We start from the raw sequence: 17848 nt of genomic DNA, 5'->3' as shown, positions 1-17848 counted from the left end.
GCAAAGGAGAGGCTCACATGATCAGCTACACGCTCCAGGCGCGCGATGGCAAGTCGCGCGCAGACGCCGCGCCCGACGCCGCGACGCTCGCCGTTCTGCGCAAGGTCTTCGTCAGCACGGGCGAAATGGACAGGGACGACCAGTTTCGCTGCGGCGACACTGCGGACGCGCTCAAGGCGGTCGCCGACGCCAGGGAAGATGCGACGCCGATCACCGATAACATGATCGTGGCGATCGTGCCGATTCGCCGCACGATCACATTCATCGACAAGAAGGGCAAGAAGCATCAAGTATTCGTTCGCCCCGACGAGACGCTCGCGCGGTTTCGCGAGAACAACACGGATATCGTCGGCAGCGCGGATGTGTTCGTCATCGACGGCGAACCCGTCGACACCGCCGACGAGGCCGGCACGTATCTGCGACGGCTCGATCAACTGGAAGTGGAGCGCGAATCCAAACCCGCGCCCATCAAGAACTACAAATTGCTGCTGCTCAAAGAGGGCGGCAAGCCCAAGGAGATCGACTGGCCCGGCGGCAGCGAAGACAAGACGCTCAAGGATTTGCGTGCGTTTCTGAAGGACGAGGCGCCGGCCGATCTGCCTTTTCTCGATACCGCGCAAAAGCCCGTGCCGCTCGACATGGAGCCGTTCGAAACCGTCGGCAGCAAGCTCGGTAAAGCCGACGAAAAGCTGCAGTACCTGCGCTTTCGCTTCGAGACCCCGCGCAAACGCAACGCCGCGACGCCGGCGGGTGCATCGTCCGGAGCAGGATCGAGCGCTGTCGCCGCGACGCCATCGAGTGCACCGGGCACGACGCCGAGCCTGCGCGATACGCAAGACATGCTATCGCCATTGCTCGGGCGGCCGAGCACGCCTGTCGGTGCGCCGGTGGACGTGTTCGATCGCATGGACATTGGGGAGCAAACCGCGCTGCTCGCGGCGATGCGTCATCTGCACGGCTTGCGCTTCGTGCTCGCCTCCGATGGCAGTTACGAGCTCGAACGCGCAATGCGCCCTGCGTTCGATGGCGATTCCACCGCTGATTTCCTGACGGTCGTGCGCCCGGTCACATCGACGCGCTTCTCGGCATCGGCGACGCAGGTGCGCACGCTCGACGCGATCTCGTCATCGCTTTCGTGGAACGTCGGCGGTTCGGTTGGCGTCGAGGGCAAGGCGGCGAGCTTGTCCGTCAAGTCGGATTACAAAGACGAGACGACGCGCTCGAACGAAACCGCGAGCAGTCAGTTGCATCTGCGCGTGGAATATCTCGTCGCGCGCGGCGAAGCGGTCATCGATCCGCGCAGCATCACGCTCTCCAAACCCTTGTTCGACGAAGTCAGCCAGCTCGCTGCGCTTGCGAAAAGCAACGCGAAAGCGGATTGCGTCGGCGCGCTCGCGCGCATTCTCGACAGCTACGGCACGCATGTGCCGCTGCGCACGATCTTCGGCGGCAAGCTGATTTATCGGCAAGACCGCAAGCTCGAAGCGACCACCGACAAGAACGAACGCGCGCGCGAGTTCAGCGCCGATGTGCAGGGAACCTACAAGGCCGTGACGGCGAGCGCGCGCAGCGGCTTCAAGTCGAAGGAAACGTCGACCAAGCTCTATGAATCGAACGATCAGGCGATCGAAGTGACCGCGTCGGGCGGCAATCCGGCGCTCGCGCTGGATCCCTACGGTTGGGCGGCGACGCTCAGTCATGCGGGATGGTGGAACGCGATCGCTTTCGCCGACGTCGTGCCCCTCTTGTCGCTGTTGCCGCTCGAGCTCAAGAAGGCGATCGTGCCGATCGTGCTGGAGAGAAGCGATCTTGCGAGCAAGCTGTCGACGCCCATCGACTGGGATGACTATCGCGCGCAGATGCTCAAGGAGCACGTCATCAGCCAGCGCGGCAGCGAGGAAATCAGTTTCGATGCGAGTCCGGCGATCGATGTCAATGAACCGCGGACGCCTTCGCCGCCGCAGCCGGTTGCGCCGCCGGTTGCGCCGCCCGTTGCAGCGCAGCCGGTTCCCGTGCAGGCGGGCGAACCGCCAGCTCAACCACAGCCGGTCAAGCCGGGAGGAGAGGAGGTGGACATCTGACATGAATGCGATGCCGCTCCCATCGTCGGCGGGCGGCGAGACTGCGGAGGAAGGAACATGAACATCGAAAAAATCAGCCTGAAGAACGGCGGGGGATTCGTCGCCAAACTACACGTGATCGCCGCGCCGGCCACGGGCGGCGACGGCAAGACATATCCCGATAACAGCGACATTCCGCTAGGCAAGGAACATACGGTCGATCTCGCGTCGCTGGGCGTGCCCGATGGCTCGAAGGTCAAGCTGAAGGCCATTGTGGTCTGGGGCAAGGACAACGAAGCGCAGCAGGCTTTCACATTCGAGAAAGGCTGCGGCAAGACCGCGCGATACAGCATCACGGGCACTACGCTGGGTAACGAACTCGGGCTGATCAACGTCAGTTAGTTCGATGTCGTTTTGGGTCGCGCTAATTGATTGGAAGTCCGAAGGACGAAAAAACTTTTTCAGGAGGTCGTATGCCGGATACTGTCGTGAGTCTGAAAACAACGGAACTTGCCAATAACTTCGTCGGATTCATGAACCCGACGAACGTCGGTCCGCTCGAGAATGCGGTCATGCAGGCGCTCAATGCCGCGCCGTACAACATGGGCGTGACGGCCGTGGATGCGTCGATCGAAGCGGACGGCAGAGTGGTCAAATTCACCTTGACCGCGCCTAACGACCTGGATCCGGCAAGCGTCAAAGCGGTGCTGCGCTAGTGTCGAGCTTCTGGTGATTTAACCGCCGGATCGGCGGTCCACGCCGATTCGGCGGATCGAACTCCGTCTCCGTGCATCCGCAGCTCGCTGCCAGCCCGTGCGAGGTGCTAGCTGAAACGGCTGACCGAAAACCGCTCCAGCACCGTCGTTCGCTTCCCGTCGACGAGTTGCGCCACCAATTCGCCCGTCGCGCCGCCGAGCGTGATGCCCAGATGCTGATGCCCGAACGCATAGATCACGCGCTTGTCGGCCGATGACGGCCCGATCACCGGCAGGTAATCCGGCATGGTCGGCCGCGACCGCGTCGGTGCGCGCATTGCGCTGCCTCTGGCGGTCGGCTGGTGGTCGCTATTTACCCCGCTTATCGCTGCGGCGACGACCGTGACGGGCATGTTCGGGTGCCGCCTGATGCTGGGCGTGGGTGAGGCGGGGGCCTATCCGTCTTGCGCCAAGCTCGTCTCTCAATGGTTCAAGCCTGAGCAGCGCGCGTTCGCAACCAGCATTTTCGACAGCGGCTCGCGCGTGGGCTCGGCGCTGTCGATTCCGGTTGTCGCGTTGATCATCAGCTCGTTTGGCTGGGAAGCGTCGTTTGTTATCACCGGAGTTGTCGGTTTCGTGTGGATCGTCGGGTGGTTCGCAATTTATCGCAACAAGTCGAAATGCGAACTGACCGGCGCGGAAGAAACGATTGCACAGCCAGTTGTTCAACGCAGCAAGGGTAGGCGGGATGCTGATGTCATCGGTGATCACGTTGTGCGCCTTCACGTCGAACATCTATCTGATGCTCGCGTTCTTCGCAATCGCCTACGGCAGTCTCGCTTTCGCCGCGGCAAGCATCTGGTCGCTTCCGGGAGACGTCGCGCCGACGCCGGATTACGTCGCATCGATCGGAGGCGTTCAGAACTTCGCGTCGAACCTTGCAGGCATCCTGATCACGACGTTCACCGGCGTGATGCTTGCGATCACGAAAGGCTCCTTCACGATTCCGTTGTGCGTCGCAGGCGGGTTCTGTTTCCTGGGGGCGTTCAGCTACCTCGTGATCGTCGGGAAAATCGAACCACTGACACAAGACGCGAGCGAGCGCGCGCCATCCGATTCCGGGCAAGCGGTCGGAACCTGAACTTCGAGCCAATGCCACGCGGCGACTCCGAAAGGCGTTTGTCGTTAATAAGTAGAACATTCGCCGTGCTCGCGGCGTTATCGAGTGTTGCTTACGCGCAAAGCAGCGTCACGCTTTACGGCGTTATCGACGCAGGTTTCCTTTATTCGCAGAACAGCAACGGTTCAAAGCTGTATGCAATGCAGGCCGGATGGCTGCAGGGGAATCGTTGGGGCTTGATCGGGACGGAGGATCTTGGGGGCGGCTACAAGGCGATCTTCAGGCTGGAGAGCGGCTATTCGCCATTGACGGGCGCGTTGGGGCAGGGCAATTCCATGTTCGGACGGCAGGCCTACGTGGGCCTCGATACGCCCTATGGTACGGCAACGCTCGGTCGCCAGTATGATCTCGTCGTTGATTACGTCGCACCGATCCGTGCCAGTACGGGTTTCATCGTGAATCAGCCTGCGGAATTCAACAACCTGGGGAACGACTACCGGGTCAACAACGCGATCAAATATGCAAGCAAGGACTATCGGGGGCTCAAATTCGGCGGGCTTTTCAGCCTGGGTAGAACGGCGGGTGACTTCCAGAGAAATCGCGTCTATTCGCTCGTGGCGTCGAACGCGCAAGGGCCCATTTCCGTTGCAGCCTCTTATCTGAATGCACGCGAGCCCAACTTCTCGTACTACGGCAACAATCCGTCTTCGAGCACCACTGCATCGAACATGAGCGCGTATACGATTTTTTCCGGCTACGCATCAGTTCAGACGCTTCAAACCATCGCGGCCGCGGTCGGCTATTCGGTGGGCAACTTCAGGCTCGCTGCTGTCTATACCAATGTTCAATATTGAGATCTCGGAGCGATTGCCGCGCTGAATCCACATGGCTATTCCGGCAATGCCGTCTTCAACACAGCCGAAGCCGATGCAGGCTACTGGGTGACGCCGAGCCTGGCGTTGAATACATCCTACGTGTACGTTCACGGCGCACCCGTGAGCGGTGGGACGGTAGGCCGCGTGACGTATCATCAGGCTAGCGCTTCGGTCGACTATTTCCTTTCGAAGGTTGGTGCGCCGGATGGCATGACACAGTGCCGGAGACGTCGTTGCGAGCGATCGGCGGAGCGAAGGGTTATTTGCCCGGACACGGCGATAAGTCGTCGGGACATTGGCCGTGTCCGGCGCTGCCGGCTTATTTGGGGTGGCTCGCGACGAAGTTCTTGAATGCCGTGTACGCAGCTTTCTTTGTCTTGCCGTCGCTTTGCAGCATTCCGTAATTGCCTTCCTGGGAGTCGTACAACTCGAAGCCCTGTATGGACTGGATGTTGTACTTCGACGCCTGCGTGTAGTACTGCAGCATCATCAGATTCCCGGTCAGGTAAGCGGCGATGGCGTCATTCGAGCCGTATTCCGGACGCACGCCGTACTCGTTGATCCAGACCGGTCTGCCGAACGAGCTGATGATGCCGAGAATGTCGTGGCATCCCGTGCCGCCGCAGGCATGGGTCATGTCGCCCTGGTCGGAGTACCAGTGCCATGCGGTGATATCCCAGCTGACCGTCGGGTGACCGTGCGTGCCGTCGGGCTGCGAGCCGTCGAGGAGCATCTGGAAGAACGCAATATGCTTCCACGTGCCATCGACGATGATCTTCGCCGAGCTGTCGACCGACTTCACACCTGCGATCATGCCGCGAATGACGCCGCGCGCGATCATGAACGGCTGGTTGCTGTACTGATACCAGATGTTGCCGTCGTAGTTGCCGGCCAGCGCGGCTGAGTCGAGCTCATTCGCAACTTCGTAGTAGGCGTACTTGTACGTCTGCGCCGTCTGTTGGCCCATCGTGTAGCCGGCGTTGTAGGCCGCTTCCTCGGTATCGAAACCGAGGCCGAGCAGCATCACCGGATACACCTGAACGCCGCCTGCCGCGAACTGCTTGGCAACCGTCGCGAGCACCTTGGCCGAGGCCAGGTTGTACACGTCGTTGCGGAAGATCTTCACGCCGAGGTCTTGCAGTTGCGAGAGCTGCGTCGCGTAGGACGTGTTGTCGTACGCGCCGCCGTTGGTGATGTGACCGTTCATGCCATAAAAGATCGAACCAGTGGTGGCAGCCTTCGCGGTCGCCTCGGGCATATCGGCGGCCTTGACCGTGGCGGCATCGACGGTGCCTTCGCTGCCGCCGCCGCAAGCTGCGAGCATCAGGCTGGTGGTGACTGCAACGGCGATAGCTGAAATCTTGCCGAGAGGGAAACGGTCGAGCAAAGAATTGCTCGCTTGATTTTGATTGGTCATTGTATTTAGTAATGCGTATTTTATTTTCTAAACCTAAGGCGGCGCAAACTGATGACCCTAGGGCTTTGGTCCAATCACCAGTCGTCGATATAAATCAGTAACTAACCGATGAAAGGACCGACTTTCACGAATCCGTAAGTACCCCATACGGATGCAGCGCGATAGCTGACCCGCCGCGACTTTCGCGGCATGGCAGCGGGTTTAATGGATGAGCCTCACTGGCGCTGCACGGCGTGCATGCGAGCTAGCTTGGCGGAAGAGAATCACAAAGACTGGCCAAAATTACCGTATGGCCGAGCCTTATAAATGCTTTTACGGCAAGACCTACGGATTTCTTTAGCTCATACAGGAAGATGCTACGGATTGCTCGCCCCGTTGCGGTGTAGTGAAGTATTAATTACAGGGGGAATTCCGAAACGGCCCGACGCAATGAGTGATCGTGTTTCGTTGGAGCCGATAGGCAAAAGTGGACACGGCGATCAAAATCCCTTCAAACCGATCAGGCGTCTGCATCGACGAACTCACGTGCCTGATGGTCTCGCATGACCCTTCCGGAATCGGCATGCCGCATCCCGACAGCTACGACACCCGTTCGAACGCGGACATCCTCAGAGAAACTCCAACACGGAATGCGCGATCAGCACCGCCGCAGTCGCAATCGTCGCGAGCCAGCTAAGCGCGCGTAACGCCCAGTGCGCAGCGAGATCGCCCACGGCTTCATGGCTCGTACTGAGCAGGACAAGCAGAACGAGCACCGGCGTGACAGTCATGCCGTTGAGCACCGCGCTCCAATAGAGCGCTCGCACGGGTTCGACATGAAAGGCGCTCAGCCCCACGGCGACCGCCATGCCGAGCACCATGATCGCGACGAGCAGCCACGCGATCCGCGTATCGCGCCGTTCGCCGGTCTCCCAGTCAAACGAGCTCGCTACCGCCAGCGCAGCCGAGCCCGCCAGCGGCGGAAGCGTCAGGAGAGCCGAGCCGAGCAGCGCGACTGCGAGCACATGGCCCGCATAGCCATGCGCGAGCGGCTCCAGGACGCGGTCCAGCTGCACGGTGTCGCCGGCAGGCGTGGACTGCATGAGATGCAGCGTCGCCGCCGCCGCGATCATCACGCATACCGCAACGGCATTGGACAGCAGCGTTCGCAGCAGCACTTCGCCGCGCATCCCGCCCATTTTCCGGTCCAGCGCTTGCCGGCGCGACGCCTCGTTTTCTTCGACATCCCGCACTTCCTGCTCGGCCTGGGCGAACAGCAGATAAGGACTGACGGTCGTGCCCAGCACCGCGATCAACATCGTCATATAGTTTTCCGACCAGACGACACGCGGAATGAGCAGACGGCTCGCGACCGTATGCCAGGGCACATCGACCAGCACGAGGACGCCGGCATAGGCGAACATCGCGAGTGTCAGCCATTTGAGGAACCTCGCGTAGCGTGCATAAGCGATGCCCCATTGCAGACCGAGCGACGCACATCCCGACAAGAGCGTGAGCCATACGAGAGACCCGCCGCTCAGTACCCGCAGTGCGACGCCCATGGCGAGCACATCGACGGCAATGTTGAACGTATTGGCGATCAGAAAGCGTGCGACGGCGAAGTAAAAGAAGGGAGGCCAGTCGTGCTTGCGCATGTTCGCGGTCAGACCGCGCCCCGTGATGGCCGCGACGCGCGCCGCGATGAGCTGCAATGCGACCGTCGACGGATACGACAGCACGCAGATCCATAGCTGGTCGAAGCCGTACCACGCGCCCGCGAGCGTATAAGTAGCGATACCGCTGGGATCGTTGTCCGACGCGATCGTGACGAGCCCCGGGCCGACGCGCGCGGCCCATGAATGCGCCGGGCGCGCGCGTCCTCGCAGGTCGCTGTCCGTTGCCGGCTTGTTATGACGAAAGAGCATGGGAAACTCATCAGCGTATCAGTGGCGCGTTCGCACGAAGCATTCCAGCGCGGATAAGATTGAAAATGCAATTGCCGCCACGCGTACTGACGAAACGATCTCGCTTCTGTCGGTGACATGGTTTCACGTAAGAAGAAAGCCTTCGCTGAAGAAGCGATGGGCGCTCACAGGAGACTGCCATGCTTATCGGTGTACCCAAGGAAGTGAAGAACCACGAGTATCGCGTGGGTCTCACGCCGGCCAGCGCGCGAGAGCTCACCGCTCGCGGACATCGTGTGGTGGTGCAGTCGGAGGCGGGTGGCGCCATCGGTCTGTCGGACGAGCAGTACCGGCTGGCGGGTGCGGAGATCGTGAAGGAGGCCGCCGAAGTGTTCGCCCGTGCCGACATGATCGTGAAGGTCAAGGAACCGCAGCCCGCCGAATGCCAGATGCTTCGGCCCGGACAGATCCTGTATGCGTATCTGCATCTCGCACCGGACCCGGCCCAGACGAAGGCGCTCGTGGAGTCCGGCGCGATCTGTATCGCTTACGAGACGATCACCGGACCGGGCGGTGGACTGCCGCTGCTGGCGCCGATGAGCGAAGTCGCCGGACGTATGGCGGTGCAGGCCGGCGCGCACTTTCTCGAGATCGCCCAGGGCGGGCGTGGCGTGTTGCTCGGGGGCGTGCCGGGCGTGACGCCGGGTCACGTCGCGGTGATCGGCGCGGGTGTGGTCGGCACGAATGCGCTGCAGATGGCGGTGGGTCTCGGCGCGCGCGTCACGGTGCTGGACAAGAACGTCGATCGCCTGCGCCAGCTCGATCTGGTTTTCGGCAACCGCATCAGGACCGCGTTCTCCGACGCGCAGAGCATCGAGGATGCCGTGCTCGATGCCGATGTGGTGATCGGCGGCGTGCTGATACCGGGCGCGTCCGCGCCGAAGCTCGTCACCCGGCAGCACGTCGCGGGCATGCGCAAGGGAGCGGTGATGGTCGATGTAGCGATCGATCAGGGTGGCTGCTTCGAGACGTCTCATCCGACCACGCACGCCGATCCGGTCTTCCTCGTCGATGGGGTCGTGCACTATTGCGTCGCGAATATGCCGGGAGGCGTGGCGCGCACGTCGACGTTCGCGTTGAACAACGCAACGATCGGCCTTGCAATCGTATTGGCGGACAAAGGCTGGAAGCGTGCGATGAAGGAAGACGTGCATCTTCGCCGCGGGCTGAACGTGTGCGATGGAAACGTCACTTACAAGGCGGTCGCACGCGATCTGGGATATCAATACGTCGATGCGGAGTCGCTTCTCGACTGAGGGTTCGGCTGCTCGGCGCGGCGCCGGCTCTCCGGCCGCAGAACGAAGGCGAGTCCGGGCGTCGATCACGGTAGTCGCAACAGCGCCTCATGCGGCTACCTTCACTCGCGCGACGACGGAAACCTGACGGTTCCCTGCATGACCGGCTTCTTTCGATCAATGCTGGACGGCTATTTCATGTGCCTGAAGGGGCGCCCGATGCGCCGGATCGTGGCAGATCAGGGATAGGCAGCCGCCGCGGCGAGATAGAGCACGACCGCTATCACGACCACTGCAGTAAAGCCCAGATGAATCGCCAGTATCGTCGCCAGGACCGCGGCCACCACGGACGTGCACGCGTTGACGCCCCAGGCCCAGGGCACGAGCGCTTCGGCGCAGCCGGCCACGCGGCTGAGCCCAAGCGGAAACGGCATGCCCATCGCGAAGCCGAGCGGCGCGATGAGCAGCACGGCAATCGCGATTCTGACCGGATCGGGCAGGGGGATCAGAAACGAGAACAGAGGGGGGAGCACGAGCAGGTAGCCGAGCGAGATGGCAGAGATGGCCACGATGGCCATCGCCGCGGCCGACCGGTGACTTCTGTTCCTGCGCCACCGCGACGCGGCACCGGCGACCTGTGCCTCGCGACCCAGCAGGCGCTGGGCGTACCGGCTCCCGAGTCCCGCGAACGAGAGGAATGCGCATAGCACGACCGCCACGGCGTAGAGCGGGTGACTCAGGAGTAGAACGAACTTCTGGATGAATGCGATCTCGATGAACATGAAAGCGAAGCCGATCGCGACGAAATAGATCGCGACTCTGTTTTCCGATATCGCCGCTACCGAACGGGTGCCATCACTGCGGGCAGTGCCGTCCAAACGCGTTGAACCGTGAGCCGTGGCGGTGCGGCGCTTCATCACCCACAGAGGGAGGAGGATCAACGCCAAGGCCATCGAGGTCGCCTGCAGCAGGGTCGCGATCAGTACCGGGTAGCCCCATTCCAGCAAGGGCATGCCGCCGCGCCCTTTCAACGCGATGAACTCGGGCAGCGAACGCCATTTGAAGAAGTGAAAGAAGTACGGTTTGTCGTCCGTGGCGGGGCGGATGTCGAACTTGTAGCGTGCCCAGAACGTTTCCCGCCCGGGACTCAGCAGAGCGTGCGCCGCTTCGAAGAAATAGGGTCTTTCGAGCACGTTGTAGCGATTCGCTTCGCCGGCCTGCATCCCCGGGTAGTATCCGACGTCGAACGAACGGGCATGGCAGAAGCTGCGCAGTGCGGCGACGTCCCGGTCATCGAATTCACCGTTCTTGACCAGCAGCGTCGCGGTCTTCCATCCGCGGATCAGCATGAGCCGGCGAAACGGTTGCCTCACGCCGGCGTGCTCCATCGCCAGCACGGCCGTCGCAAACAGCTTGAGGACGTCACGCGGGGGCAGCGTGACCCAGCGAGTGATCGCCAGTATTCCGCCCGGGTTGAGATGGCGCAGATAGTCCTGAAACGCCTGCACCGTGTACAGGTAGCTCTCGGACAGGGCGTAAAGCCCGGCCGATGTGGCACTGAAGGAGTCCAGCAGCGCGACCTGGATGAGGTCGTAGCGCTCGCCGCGCGCGGCGACGAAACCACGCGCTTCGCCGGCGAACAGGCGAACGTTGGGTGCGCTGTACGGCTTGCCGGAGAAGTCGGCAAAACGGTGCTGAACCGCTTCGACGATCTGCGGATTCAGTTCGACCGCGTCGATTGCGCTCGCTTCGTGGTACAGCGCCTGCAAGACGTCGCCGCCTGCCCCGCTGCCGAGCACGAGGACTTTGGGTCGCCGCAGCAAGTGATAGGGAAGCGCGGAGGTCAGAAAGTCGAGGTAACCGAGCGGCTCGCGCCGCCCGTCATAGCGATTGAGCGCGGACAGTCCGTCGCCGTCGGTGAACACGCCGAGTTGCGGCGGCGGTTCCATCGTCGCGTTGAGGCTCAGCCCGGGCGCATGACGGAAGGGAATCGAGGGGCTTTCCACCACCGTGACGAGACCCAGCGGGCTCGAGCTTTCGGCCACCACGTGCGCATCCTTGACGCGCAGGGCCTGGCTCAGTTCCTTGTATTCCGATGGCCGCAATACGATCCAGTCTCGCGGCAGGCCGACGGACAGCATCGCTGCGGCGCCGAGCAACAGGACCGGCAACCATTTCCGATGCCAGCGGCATTCGACGCATGCCAGCGCCGCTGCGGCGATGCCGGCGGCGCCCAGTAACCGCAGCGCATCCGGCGGACCGAGCACGAATAGCGCGCCGATGATCGCGACGCTGCCCAGGCCCGCCCCGCCAATATCGAAGCTGTAAATGCGCGGGATCTGGTCCTTGAAGCGTGTGAAGGTGAGACAGACGCTGGTTGCGGCGCAAAAGAATGGAACGAACAGGAGCACATAAATCAGGAGCAGTCGCAAGGGTTCGCGCGGATTCCAGAGAATCTCCAGCGGATTGAAGGCGATGCGCTGAGCGAGCGCGAACGAGGTGACCGCGAAGACGCCGAACAGGATTGCGCCGGCGACGAAAACGGCTGTGAACCGGAGGGCGAGCCAGCGCTGCGCAAGCGCGACCATCGCGCCGGCTGCTCCGTAACCCAGCAGCGCCGCGCTGATCATCATGTACGCAAAGTGATGCCATTGGATGATCGAAAAGAGCCGCATCAACAGCAGCTCGTAACCGAGGGCAGCGGCTGAAAGCAGCGAGACGGCGAGCAACGGCGCGGCAGGCATGATTGCACCTGAAGGGGATGCGGAAGGCGCGCGCTCAGCCATGCTGCCGGGAGGGTTCGCGGCGTCTGTTTACGTCGGTCGATTCAGTGTCCGACGAGAGGCACGAATCGGACGGGCAGAATCTGTCGGGTGGAGACGGTCCCATCGTTCGCCTTCGTGATCAGCAGCAGATATTGCGTGAGAAACTGCGCGCCTACGGGAATGACAATCCTGCCGCCCGGCTTCAACTGCCGCACGAGAGGAGGGGGGACGTGGCTCGAGGCGGCGGTGACGATGATGGCATCGTAGGGCGCGTGGGCTTCCCAGCCGTAATAGCCGTCTCCTACCCTGGTTTCCACGCGCTTGTAGGCAAGCCGCTGCAAGCGGTCCTGAGCCGCTTTGCCCAAAGGCTCGATGATTTCGATCGTATAGACCGATCGCGCGAGAGTCGAGAGAATCGCCGCCTGATACCCTGAGCCGGTGCCGACTTCCAGCACGACGTCAGTGGGCTTGATCATCATCAGGTCGGTCATCAACGCGACGATGTACGGCTGCGAAATGGTCTGGCCATACCCGATGGCAAGCGGCCGGTTCTCGTAGGCATTGCGCTCTTCGTCGGACGGAACGAACTGGTGGCGAGGCACCTCGTTCATCGCGGCGAGCACGCGCGGATCGATTGCGGCTCTGCCGGTTGCGACGGAAGTCTCGGTCGCAAGCTCCGCGATGTTCTTGATCATCGCCGCACGAAGGGGCGCAAAGTCGTCGGCGGCGTGCGTGCCGAAAGGCATCCACGCCAGTGCGATTGCTGGAATCAGGATGCGCAGCCAGCGCAGCATGACTCGGTTCACCGTGCGGCCCCGGTTGCTTGCCTGCTGAGATTCTACGCCCGCGCAGGCGGGGCCGGCGGGGTGCATCCGGCCGTTCGCCGCGTGTTTGGCGCAGCGTCGAGCCGGAGACGAACGTTGGCTCACGCGAGTGACTACGCGAAGGACGCACACCCCGACATCCGAACGGGCGCCCACCGACCCGCACAGAGCGAATCAATAGGATGATCACGGCGACGAGGCCGTTCAGCCTCCGACCTCATTCACGAATGACCTGCACACGTCCCGACTCGACCGCTGCCTTCAGGGACGTCCAGTCGACTTCATCCTGTTCTGCATAAACCGGCGCGCATCGCTCGATGGCGTCGTCGAATGTGCTCGACTTTCCGATGTATCCGCACAGCGGCGCAGGATCGCAGTCAAACTGATCAGGCGCATTCCCGCTCAGGTCAACAACTGTCGCGCTGTCAGCAGAATCGCCTGCAGTTCGACGTTGTCCGCTGGCTTGGCCAGGTGGCCGTCAAAGGAAGCCGCCAGGATCTGCTCCCGGTCGGTTTTTTGCCCGCGGCCAGTGAGCGCCACGATCTGCATCGGCGGATGATCCGGAAAGTCGCTGCGCAAATGCCGTGCGACCTCGAACCCATCCATCCCGGGCATGGCCAGATCCAGAAGCACCACGTCCGGCCGGCGCCGGTGCGCGCTTTCCAGTGCCTGCGGGCCTCCGTATGCCGCCTCCGCGTCGTGGCCGTCCAGCCGCAGCAACTCGGCCAGCGCATCCGCGCCGTCGCTCCTGTCGTCCACCACGAGCACGCGCAAGGGCCGGCTGGGCGAGGCCATCTCGGCGTGCGCCGCCACGGAAAGCCTGCTTGCGGTGGCGACCACGGCGACCGGCAGGCGCACGGCAAACGTGCTGCCCCGGCCCGCTCCGTCGCTCGCGGCGGTGACGCTGCCACCGTGCATCTCCACCAGTTGCTTGACCAGCGAGAGACCGATGCCCAGACCGCCCGCCGAATACGCCTGCTGATCACGGACCTGCGTGAAGAGCTCGAAGACCTGGGACAGCGCCGCGGGCGGAATGCCGATGCCGGTATCGCTGACTTCGACCAGCGCCTGCTCGCCGTCGCCTGCGATGCGCACCGTGATGCTGCCGCCATCATCCATATACTTCGTGGCGTTGGACAGCAGATTCGACACCACCTGCGTCAGGCGCACGCGGTCGCCTCGGACGACCAGCCCGGAGCCACCTTCGTCGATGACGGTCAGCCGGTGGTGTTTACGCTCGACCTCCGGCCGACAGGCATCGAGCGCAAGGTTCACGATGTCGCGCGGCTTCACGAGTTCGAGGTTCAGCTCGATCTTGCCGGTGCTGATGCGGGCGACGTCCAGCAGGTCGTCGACGAGGTGGACGAGATGCCGCAACTGGCGGTCGCTGCGGGCGAACAGCTCCTTCGTCAGCGCCGCGTTGTCCGGGCGGCTGTTGCCGATCTGAACGTTGTAGACCAGCGGTGCCAGGCCGTTGCGGAGTTCGTGCGCCAGCACGGCCAGGAACTGATCCTTGCGGCGGTCGGCGTCATGCAACGCTGCCTCGGCGTGGGCACGTTCCATGGCTGCCCACGTGCGTTCGGCGGCTTCCTCCAGCAGGCCGAGTTCCTCGTGCGTCCACGCCCTGGGTCCCGTGGTCGCGGCCACCAGGCCCCAGACGTAGTTGCGCTCGCCGCGTCGCAGCGGGGCCACGAGCAGCGCGCCGATCTGGAGCGCGCGCAGCGATTGCCTTTCCAGGTCCGAAAGCGCCGTATCGCTCGCGACGTCCGGATAGAACACCGACTGCATCTCCATCAGGGCGACGGCGTCGGGGAAGTCCTGCAGGCGGTATTCGCCCTCCACCGACGGCAGGTCGGGGCGCCGATATTCGAACTCGGCCCAGCACTTTCCGGCATCGCGCGACAAGCGGACGATGTAGCAACGGTCCACCCCCAGCTGCTTGCCTACCAGCCGGGTGGTGGCGCTGCCGATGATGTCCGGGTCCTGCTCGACGCGCAGCGCATCGCTCAGCTCCAGCAGGAAGGATTGTCGCTCCTCCCGCTCGCGCAGCACCCGCTCCGCGCGCTTGCGTTCGGTGATGTCGTTGAAGACGAGAGAAAGTTGCAGGCCGCCCTTCGGTCCGACCGGCGAAACGAACGCCGTGTACCAGCGTCCGATCTGCTCGACCTGATACTCCAGACGCGCCGCCTCGCCCGTAAAGGCGACCCTTGCGAACAGGTCGAGCCATTCCTCCATGCGGGGAAAAATGTCGGACGCACGCTTGCCGACGACATCGTCGAGCCCGGTTTGCCTCTGATAGGCAGGGTTGACCTCCAGCATGACAAAGTCGGTGGCGGTGCCGCTGTCATCCAGGATCATCTGGATCGTGCAGAACCCTTCGTCGATCGAGTCGAAGAGCATGCGGAACTTCTTGTCGCTCTCGCGCCTGGCCTGCTCGGCGTGGATGCGCTGCGTGATGTCGCTGCCCGCCCCGAACCATTCCGTGATCTCGCCATCCGGCCCCAGCAGCGGTACGGCGCGCGAGAGCACCCAGCCCACGCCGCCGTCGGCCAGGCGGACCCGATGTTCCAGCTCGAAGAGCGACTTGGTGCGGATGGCCGCCTCGATGGCTCGGCGCACCGCGGGCAGGTCGTCGTCGGGGATGTATTTCTCGACCCAGTCCTCGATAGGCGCCGCGGTGTTGGCCAAGGTTTGACCGTCGAGCTGAAACATCAGCCGCCAGTCGGGGCTCATCCGGTAGATCGAGTTGCCGCCCGCCGTGACCAGCGCACGGAACCGCGCCTCGTTCAGTCGCAACCGGGCATTGGCAACGTCGCGCTCGCGCTCGGCCTGCTCGGCCCGGTGGTTCGCGGTCACGTCGACCGTCACGTTCAGCAGTCCGGCGACCGCGCCCGATTCGTCTCGCATCGGCGAGTACGAGAAGTTCCACCACGTGTCCTCGGCATAACCGTGCCGGGTCATGACGAGCGGCATGTCGTCGAAACTCACCGTCTCGCCGGCGAACACTTGCTCCACGAACGGCTCGATGTTCTGCCAGATGTCGGGCCATGCTTCGCGAAAGGGGATGCCGAGCGCGCGTGGGTGACGGTCCCCCAGCATCGGGGCGTAGGCATCGTTGTAAAGGACGATCTTCTCCGGTCCCCAGGCCAACTGCATGGCATGACCCGACGCCAGGATCAGATCGACTGCGCTCCTCAGGCTGTACGGCCACTGCGCGAGGGGACCAAGCGAAGTCGCCCCCCAGTCGCACGCCCGAATGAGGCGGGACATCTCGCCGCTACCGCGTGGCCAATCCGTCATGAAGGTAATGCTCCTGCTGGGAATCGCCGACGATAGATTCGTGGCAAGCGCTCAAGACGAGGGCTGGCTGTGCAATGTTACGGATGGTTCAATCAAACGCAAGCAGTGCCTTCTGCCACGCGACCGCCGACATCGAAAGGCCGGCCGGGTTTGCCGCTCATCGCGCAAATGAACGCCTGGTCGAGTCGATCCTCGATGCCTTCGACGTCTTTCTGCAACCTGAACCACCTGGCGACGTTCGTAAGCCACTCCTTGTGGTGGACTTTGAAATCTCGTCTTTGCGATGTGGTCACTCTTCGCCTTCTGCACGCCCCCGCGCTCGATGGCTTCCGTAGTCCGAATACCGTTGCTTTACGTACGGTTCATCTTGCGAAACGGGCCGGGCCCGTTCAAAACGCTCGCGCGTAACGACGCCCGCGAGCCGGCCGGAGTCGCGACACGCAGGGAACAGGCAGGCCAGAGCCTGGAAGGGGAAGAGGTCCGGACCGGGCCGGCGACGCCGTGCGCAACGGCGAACGATCGATCAGGCGCTTTCCCGGTCCACGATCGTGAATCCGGTATCGACACGCAATGCGGCAGGTGCTTGCTCTTTTCCATCGAGCCTGCGCAAAAGCGCTTCGGCGGCGAGCTTGCCGATCGCCGCGCCGTCGATCCGAACGGTCGACAGCGCCGGATGGACGTGCGCGGCAGTGCTGAGATCGCCGAAACCCATCACGGCCACTTCTCGCGGAATGCTGATCCCGCGCCTCGCCGCTTCCGCGAGAACGCCCTGCGCGAGGGTGTCGGTGCTGCACGCGATCACGTCGGGCAAGCCTTTCTCGAGCAGGCGGACCAAACCTTCGCGCCCGGTTTGCAGGGTGGCGGGCGCGCGCAGGACTTCCATCGGCACGTCGTGCACGCCGTGCCGCTTCAATTCCTCGACGATGCTTCCGCTTCGCCGCAAGCCGCGCGGATCGTCGGCGGACAGGACCGCGAAGCGCCGATAACCCTTGTCCAGCAGATGGCGCGCAACGGCGCGCCCGACGGCCTCGTGCGAGAAGCCGATCAGCATGTCGATGGGATCGTCGGTCAGATCCCAGATCTCGATGATCGGCACCTTTGTCTTGAGCAGCCGGTCGCGCGTGATCGCGGAATGATCGGTGCCGGTCAGGACGATGGCATCCGGACGCCTGCCGAGCAACGTCTGCACGATCTGCTCCTCGCGATCGCGAAGATAGTCGGTCAGGCCGAGGAGCGTCTGGTAGCCGGAGGCGGCGAGCGTCGACATCATCGCCTGCACCATGTCCGTGAAGATGGATGTCGCGATGGTCGGCAGCAGCAGGGCGACGAGATGACTTTTGTTCGTCGCCAGGGCGCCCGCGAGCATGTTGGGGACGTAACCTGTGGCCTGCACCGCATCCAGCACGCGTTGCCTGGTCTCTTCCTTCACCAGTTCGGGCCGCTTCAATGCGCGCGACACGGTCATCGCCGTGACGCCCGCGAGGCGCGCGACATCCTCGAGCGTGACGCTCTCGTTCGCCTGATTCGATCGGCCAGCCGCGGGCCTGTAGCTCTCGTCCATTTCCACTCCGTTGTCATGTTCATTTTATCGGTACGGTCGAACGGATTGCGCCT

12 protein-coding genes and 1 pseudogene are annotated in these 17848 nt (G+C 63.0%); 6 read left to right on the top strand and 7 right to left on the bottom strand.

Annotation, left to right across the window (positions count from 1 at the left end; genetic code table 11):
• Positions 1-17: 17 nt before the first annotated feature.
• The 3 genes from AWB78_RS22775 to AWB78_RS22765 all read left to right on the top strand — a co-directional run bounded on the left by AWB78_RS22775 (position 18) and on the right by AWB78_RS22765 (position 2776).
• Complete coding sequence (locus AWB78_RS22775; RefSeq protein ID WP_062608241.1) at positions 18-2081, top strand: MAC/perforin domain-containing protein; 2064 nt, start codon at positions 18-20, stop codon at positions 2079-2081.
• 57 nt (positions 2082-2138) lie between these two features.
• Positions 2139-2462, top strand: coding sequence for a hypothetical protein (locus AWB78_RS22770; RefSeq protein WP_063959006.1), 324 nt, complete (start codon positions 2139-2141; stop codon positions 2460-2462).
• 86 nt (positions 2463-2548) lie between these two features.
• A complete protein-coding gene (locus AWB78_RS22765; RefSeq protein WP_198399324.1) occupies positions 2549-2776 on the top strand; it encodes a hypothetical protein in 228 nt (75 codons plus the stop codon).
• Positions 2777-2883: 107 nt separating this feature from the next.
• Here AWB78_RS22765 and AWB78_RS22760 read toward each other — a convergent pair whose 3' ends face one another.
• On the bottom strand, positions 2884-3063 hold the full coding sequence (locus AWB78_RS22760; RefSeq protein ID WP_074173518.1) for an FAD-dependent oxidoreductase: 180 nt from the start codon (positions 3061-3063) through the stop codon (positions 2884-2886).
• A gap of 10 nt (positions 3064-3073) precedes the next feature.
• On the opposite strand from AWB78_RS22760, the pseudogene AWB78_RS45340 reads away from it, so the two are divergent.
• Positions 3074-3896, top strand: a pseudogene (locus AWB78_RS45340) (MFS transporter); the annotation flags it as partial.
• Positions 3897-3907: 11 nt separating this feature from the next.
• Positions 3908-4729 (top strand): porin, encoded by an 822-nt coding sequence (locus AWB78_RS45335; RefSeq protein ID WP_082883401.1) that lies wholly within the window; start codon positions 3908-3910, stop codon positions 4727-4729.
• 340 nt (positions 4730-5069) lie between these two features.
• On the opposite strand, the gene AWB78_RS22745 is transcribed toward AWB78_RS45335, so the two are convergent.
• Both AWB78_RS22745 and AWB78_RS22740 read right to left on the bottom strand, forming a co-directional pair.
• The gene (locus AWB78_RS22745) at positions 5070-6137 is read right to left on the bottom strand and encodes a lipopolysaccharide biosynthesis protein (protein WP_232477794.1); all 1068 of its coding nucleotides are present in this window, start codon (positions 6135-6137) and stop codon (positions 5070-5072) included.
• A gap of 638 nt (positions 6138-6775) precedes the next feature.
• Entirely contained in the window at positions 6776-8071 is a 1296-nt protein-coding gene (locus tag AWB78_RS22740; RefSeq protein WP_062608235.1) for an NRAMP family divalent metal transporter, read from the bottom strand.
• A gap of 179 nt (positions 8072-8250) precedes the next feature.
• Between AWB78_RS22740 and ald the strand changes: the two genes are divergently transcribed.
• Positions 8251-9366, top strand: a complete 1116-nt coding sequence (gene ald, locus AWB78_RS22735; RefSeq protein ID WP_062608234.1) for an alanine dehydrogenase — start codon at positions 8251-8253, stop codon at positions 9364-9366.
• Between the two features lie 218 nt (positions 9367-9584).
• Here ald and AWB78_RS22730 read toward each other — a convergent pair whose 3' ends face one another.
• The 4 genes from AWB78_RS22730 to AWB78_RS22715 all read right to left on the bottom strand — a co-directional run bounded on the left by AWB78_RS22730 (position 9585) and on the right by AWB78_RS22715 (position 17795).
• On the bottom strand, positions 9585-12089 hold the full coding sequence (locus AWB78_RS22730; RefSeq protein ID WP_062608233.1) for a spermine/spermidine synthase domain-containing protein: 2505 nt from the start codon (positions 12087-12089) through the stop codon (positions 9585-9587).
• A gap of 83 nt (positions 12090-12172) precedes the next feature.
• Positions 12173-12916 carry a protein-L-isoaspartate(D-aspartate) O-methyltransferase gene (locus AWB78_RS22725; RefSeq protein ID WP_374729485.1) on the bottom strand — a complete coding sequence of 248 codons (744 nt, stop codon included), beginning with the start codon at positions 12914-12916 and terminating at the stop codon, positions 12173-12175.
• Positions 12917-13336: 420 nt separating this feature from the next.
• On the bottom strand, positions 13337-16234 hold the full coding sequence (locus tag AWB78_RS22720; protein ID WP_082883400.1) for an ATP-binding protein: 2898 nt from the start codon (positions 16232-16234) through the stop codon (positions 13337-13339).
• A 523-nt stretch (positions 16235-16757) separates the two neighbouring features.
• Positions 16758-17795 carry a LacI family DNA-binding transcriptional regulator gene (locus AWB78_RS22715; RefSeq protein ID WP_062608231.1) on the bottom strand — a complete coding sequence of 346 codons (1038 nt, stop codon included), beginning with the start codon at positions 17793-17795 and terminating at the stop codon, positions 16758-16760.
• Positions 17796-17848 lie beyond the last annotated feature (53 nt).

Origin of the sequence: Caballeronia calidae (assembly GCF_900044055.2) — a bacterium.
Lineage (GTDB): Bacteria > Pseudomonadota > Gammaproteobacteria > Burkholderiales > Burkholderiaceae > Caballeronia > Caballeronia calidae.
The sequence above is the reverse complement of the archived record's forward strand: the minus strand, read 5'-3'. Positions and strand labels throughout refer to the sequence as shown.

Coding starts and splice junctions, on each gene's coding strand:
- AWB78_RS45335 (WP_082883401.1), top strand. CDS start 3,908: ATGCCACGCGGCGACTCCGAAAGGCGTTTGTCGTTAATAAGTAGAACA.
- AWB78_RS22770 (WP_063959006.1), top strand. CDS start 2,139: ATGAACATCGAAAAAATCAGCCTGAAGAACGGCGGGGGATTCGTCGCC.
- AWB78_RS22775 (WP_062608241.1), top strand. CDS start 18: ATGATCAGCTACACGCTCCAGGCGCGCGATGGCAAGTCGCGCGCAGAC.
- AWB78_RS22730 (WP_062608233.1), bottom strand. CDS start 12,089: ATGCCTGCCGCGCCGTTGCTCGCCGTCTCGCTGCTTTCAGCCGCTGCC.
- AWB78_RS22720 (WP_082883400.1), bottom strand. CDS start 16,234: ATGACGGATTGGCCACGCGGTAGCGGCGAGATGTCCCGCCTCATTCGG.
- AWB78_RS22740 (WP_062608235.1), bottom strand. CDS start 8,071: ATGCTCTTTCGTCATAACAAGCCGGCAACGGACAGCGACCTGCGAGGA.
- AWB78_RS22760 (WP_074173518.1), bottom strand. CDS start 3,063: ATGCCGGATTACCTGCCGGTGATCGGGCCGTCATCGGCCGACAAGCGC.
- ald (WP_062608234.1), top strand. CDS start 8,251: ATGCTTATCGGTGTACCCAAGGAAGTGAAGAACCACGAGTATCGCGTG.
- AWB78_RS22715 (WP_062608231.1), bottom strand. CDS start 17,795: ATGGACGAGAGCTACAGGCCCGCGGCTGGCCGATCGAATCAGGCGAAC.